This is a genomic window from Bacteroides sp. UBA939 (assembly GCF_002293435.1).
Lineage (GTDB): Bacteria > Bacteroidota > Bacteroidia > Bacteroidales > Bacteroidaceae > Bacteroides.
Genome location: NZ_DBDF01000231.1, coordinates 1,382 through 4,836 on the forward strand (window position 1 = coordinate 1,382; position 3,455 = coordinate 4,836).

Sequence of the window (3,455 nt, forward strand, 5' to 3'; positions counted from 1 at the left end):
GAAGCTAATAGAGATACTCTTGTTAATCACTAATCCTTAATCACTAACCCCTAACCCCTAATCCCGTAGAAATTCCCTGTTATTAAATACTACAACAGGAGCATTTATAAAAAGTTGAATTTATGCGATATTCCATCATCATTCCTGTTTATAACCGCCCCGATGAAGTGGACGAGTTGCTGCAAAGCCTGACAAAGCAGAGCTTTAAAGACTTTGAAGTGATGGTGGTGGAAGACGGTTCTTCCGTCCCTTGTAAGGAAATAACGGAGAACTATCAGGAAATACTGGATATACATTATTATTATAAGCCGAATTCCGGCCCCGGACAAACTCGTAATTACGGAGCTGAACGCAGTAAAGGCGAATATCTGATTATACTCGATTCGGACTGTATCCTACCGGAAGGCTATCTCACTGCCATAGAAAAAGAACTCCGGACTTCCCTTGCCGACGCCTTTGGCGGACCAGACCGGGCACACGAATCTTTCAGCGATATACAAAAAGCCATCAATTACTCCATGACTTCTTTCTTCACTACAGGAGGTATCCGTGGAGGAAAAAAGAAAATGGATAAGTTCTATCCGCGCAGTTTCAACATGGGTGTCAGACGCGAAGTGTATGCTGCATTGGGCGGTTTCTCTAAAATGCGTTTCGGAGAAGATATCGACTTTAGCATCCGTATATTCAAGGAGGGTTACCACTGCCGGTTATTTCCGGACGCCTGGGTGTACCATAAGCGTCGTACGGATTTGGGAAAGTTCTTCAAGCAGGTTCATAACTCAGGTATTGCACGCATCAACCTGTATAAGAAGTATCCGGAATCCTTGAAGCTGGTACATTTATTACCGGCGGCATTTACGTTGGGAGTTGCCATCCTGCTGCTTGGTGCGCCGTTTTGTCTCTATAGCCTGGCGCCTGTTGTGTTGTACGCTTTGTTAGTGTGCATAGATTCCTCGACACAAAACCGGAGTTTGCGTATCGGCATCTACTCCATTGCAGCTTCTTTTATACAACTTGTCGGGTATGGAACGGGCTTTTGGAGAGCATGGTGGAATCGTTGCATACTGGGCAAAGGTGAGTTTGAGGCATTCAAGAAGAACTTTTATAAATAGGCGCGGGCGTATCCGGATTTGCCGGTAATAACCGGGTTCACAGAAAATAACATGGAGAAACTAACAATCAACCAATGGGCGGAAGAAGACCGTCCGCGGGAGAAGATGATGCTGAAAGGTGCGGAAGCGCTGAGTGATGCCGAACTGCTTGCCATACTTATTGGTTCAGGAAATACGGAAGAAAGTGCAGTTGCGCTTATGCAGCGCGTACTTTCATCATGCGGCAACGACCTGAATCAATTAGGAAAGTGGGAAGTACGCGACTTTTCCCGTTTCAAAGGATTTGGCCCGGCTAAAAGCATTACCATCATGGCGGCGTTGGAACTGGGAAAACGCAGAAAACTACAAGAGCGTCCGGAACGCACCGCCATATCCTGCTCTAAAGATATTTATGAACTGTTTCACCCGCTGCTGTGCGACCTGGCACACGAAGAATTCTGGGTGTTACTGCTTAATCAGGCTTCCAGGGTTATCGATAAGGTACGTATCAGCCGTGGCGGTATCGACCAGACCATTGCCGATGTACGCACCATTCTGCGGGAGGCGCTGTTGCAACGGGCTACCCAGATAGCTTTGATACATAATCATCCTTCCGGCAATCCACGTCCCAGTATGGACGACCAACGTCTGACTCAATCCGTACAGAAAGCCGCTCAGACTATGAATATCCGCATCATTGATCACGTTGTCGTAACGGATGGGAAGTACTACAGCTTTGCTGATGAAGGAGTGATTTAAGAGGCTGTATCAAAAGTTTAAGTCTACTATCTTTCATCCGCAGATAACGCGGATTTTTAAATGCTNNAAGATAAAAAGAGATCCGCGTCATCCGCGTTATCTGCGTCTAAAAAATGATAGTATAAACTAATTATGAACAGCTACTTACTACTAATTATTATACCCGAATATCTCCCTGTACTCCCGGTTTTCCGGTAAGTAACAGAAAGCTTTTCAACCCCGTTCTTTTGTAATCTCAATTAATTTCTTTAGTTTTGCTTCACGAAGATAGATAACCCTCCGCATAATCTGACATAAATTTGTTTCCGCCTCCGGTTTATCTTATCTTTGTCTAACTTAAAAAGTATGCCGATATGACCAAATTTGAAATAGAAGAGAAGATTGTAGCGATGCTTAAGACGGTATTCGACCCGGAAATTCCGGTGAATGTGTACGACTTAGGACTGATTTACAAGATAGACGTCTCCGGCAACGGAGATGTAAGCATAGACATGACCCTAACCGCCCCGAACTGTCCAGCCGCTGATTTCATTATGGAAGATGTGCGCCAGAAAGTCGAGTCGGTAGAAGGTATTAATACCGCCACAATCAACCTGGTGTTCGAACCGGAGTGGGATAGGGACATGATGAGTGAAGAGGCCAAATTAGAATTGGGCTTCTTATAATTTAGTATCAAGCGCAAAAAAACAGAAGCATGAAAAACGTATATTTCCTTTCAGATGCACACCTCGGCTCACGCGCCATTGAGCATGGACGTACTCAGGAACGGCGTCTTGTTAACTTCCTTGATAGTATCAAGCACAAAGCATCTGCCGTGTATTTGCTGGGAGATATGTTCGACTTCTGGTATGAATTCAAAACTGTTGTACCGAAAGGCTATACCCGCTTTTTAGGAAAATTGTCCGAACTGACGGATATGGGAGTAGAAGTACATTTCTTTATAGGTAACCATGACATCTGGTGCGGTGATTACCTGACTAAAGAGTGCGGCGTCATTATGCACCGCGAACCGTTAACCACGGAAATATATGGTAAGGAATTCTATCTTGCTCACGGTGATGGGTTGGGCGATCCGGATAAGAAGTTTCAGTTTCTTCGTTCCATGTTCCGCAGTAGTACATTGCAAACTCTTTTCTCTGCCATACATCCCCGCTGGAGCATGGAACTGGGATTGGACTGGGCAAAAAACAGCCGTCTGAAACGCATTGACGGTAAAGAACCCGACTACATGGGGGAGGATAAAGAGTATCTGGTGCTTTATACTAAGGAGTATCTGAAAAACCATCCAAACATTAACTATTTTATTTACGGGCATCGTCACATCGAACTGGATTTGATGCTGAGCGCTACGGCACGCGTCATGATATTGGGCGACTGGATCAGTCTCTTTTCTTATGCCGTATTCGATGGTGAGAACTTGTTTCTTGAAGAGTTCATAGAAGGAGAAACCAAGCTATAAATTATTAAGTAGCTGTTCATAATTAGTTCATACTATGAATGATAATATAGCGAAACGGAATCTCAATCCGATTGCTGCGCAATACAAGCAATTCTTTAGACGCGGATAACGCGGATGACGCGGATTTTTAAATGCTGCGCTATGTT

The 3,455-nt window shown here is 44.5% G+C and carries 4 protein-coding genes; all 4 read left to right on the forward strand.

The window, feature by feature from the left end:
• The first annotated feature begins 122 nt into the window (after positions 1–122).
• The 4 genes from B2Z67_RS15440 (at position 123) to B2Z67_RS15455 (ending at position 3,309) form a co-directional block, all read left to right on the forward strand.
• Positions 123–1,112, forward strand: a complete 990-nt coding sequence (locus B2Z67_RS15440; protein ID WP_291530733.1) for a glycosyltransferase — start codon at positions 123–125, stop codon at positions 1,110–1,112.
• Positions 1,113–1,163: 51 nt separating this feature from the next.
• Positions 1,164–1,850 (forward strand): RadC family protein, encoded by a 687-nt coding sequence (gene radC, locus B2Z67_RS15445; RefSeq protein ID WP_291530734.1) that lies wholly within the window; start codon positions 1,164–1,166, stop codon positions 1,848–1,850.
• Positions 1,851–2,203: 353 nt separating this feature from the next.
• Positions 2,204–2,515, forward strand: a complete 312-nt coding sequence (locus tag B2Z67_RS15450; RefSeq protein ID WP_291530735.1) for a metal-sulfur cluster assembly factor — start codon at positions 2,204–2,206, stop codon at positions 2,513–2,515.
• Between the two features lie 29 nt (positions 2,516–2,544).
• Positions 2,545–3,309 (forward strand): UDP-2,3-diacylglucosamine diphosphatase, encoded by a 765-nt coding sequence (locus B2Z67_RS15455; protein ID WP_291530736.1) that lies wholly within the window; start codon positions 2,545–2,547, stop codon positions 3,307–3,309.
• Positions 3,310–3,455 lie beyond the last annotated feature (146 nt).

What these genes read in the sequence shown, in the direction of transcription:
- radC (WP_291530734.1), top strand. Translation starts at nt 1,164, where the DNA reads ATGGAGAAACTAACAATCAACCAATGGGCGGAAGAAGACCGTCCGCGG.
- B2Z67_RS15440 (WP_291530733.1), top strand. Translation starts at nt 123, where the DNA reads ATGCGATATTCCATCATCATTCCTGTTTATAACCGCCCCGATGAAGTG.
- B2Z67_RS15450 (WP_291530735.1), top strand. Translation starts at nt 2,204, where the DNA reads ATGACCAAATTTGAAATAGAAGAGAAGATTGTAGCGATGCTTAAGACG.
- B2Z67_RS15455 (WP_291530736.1), top strand. Translation starts at nt 2,545, where the DNA reads ATGAAAAACGTATATTTCCTTTCAGATGCACACCTCGGCTCACGCGCC.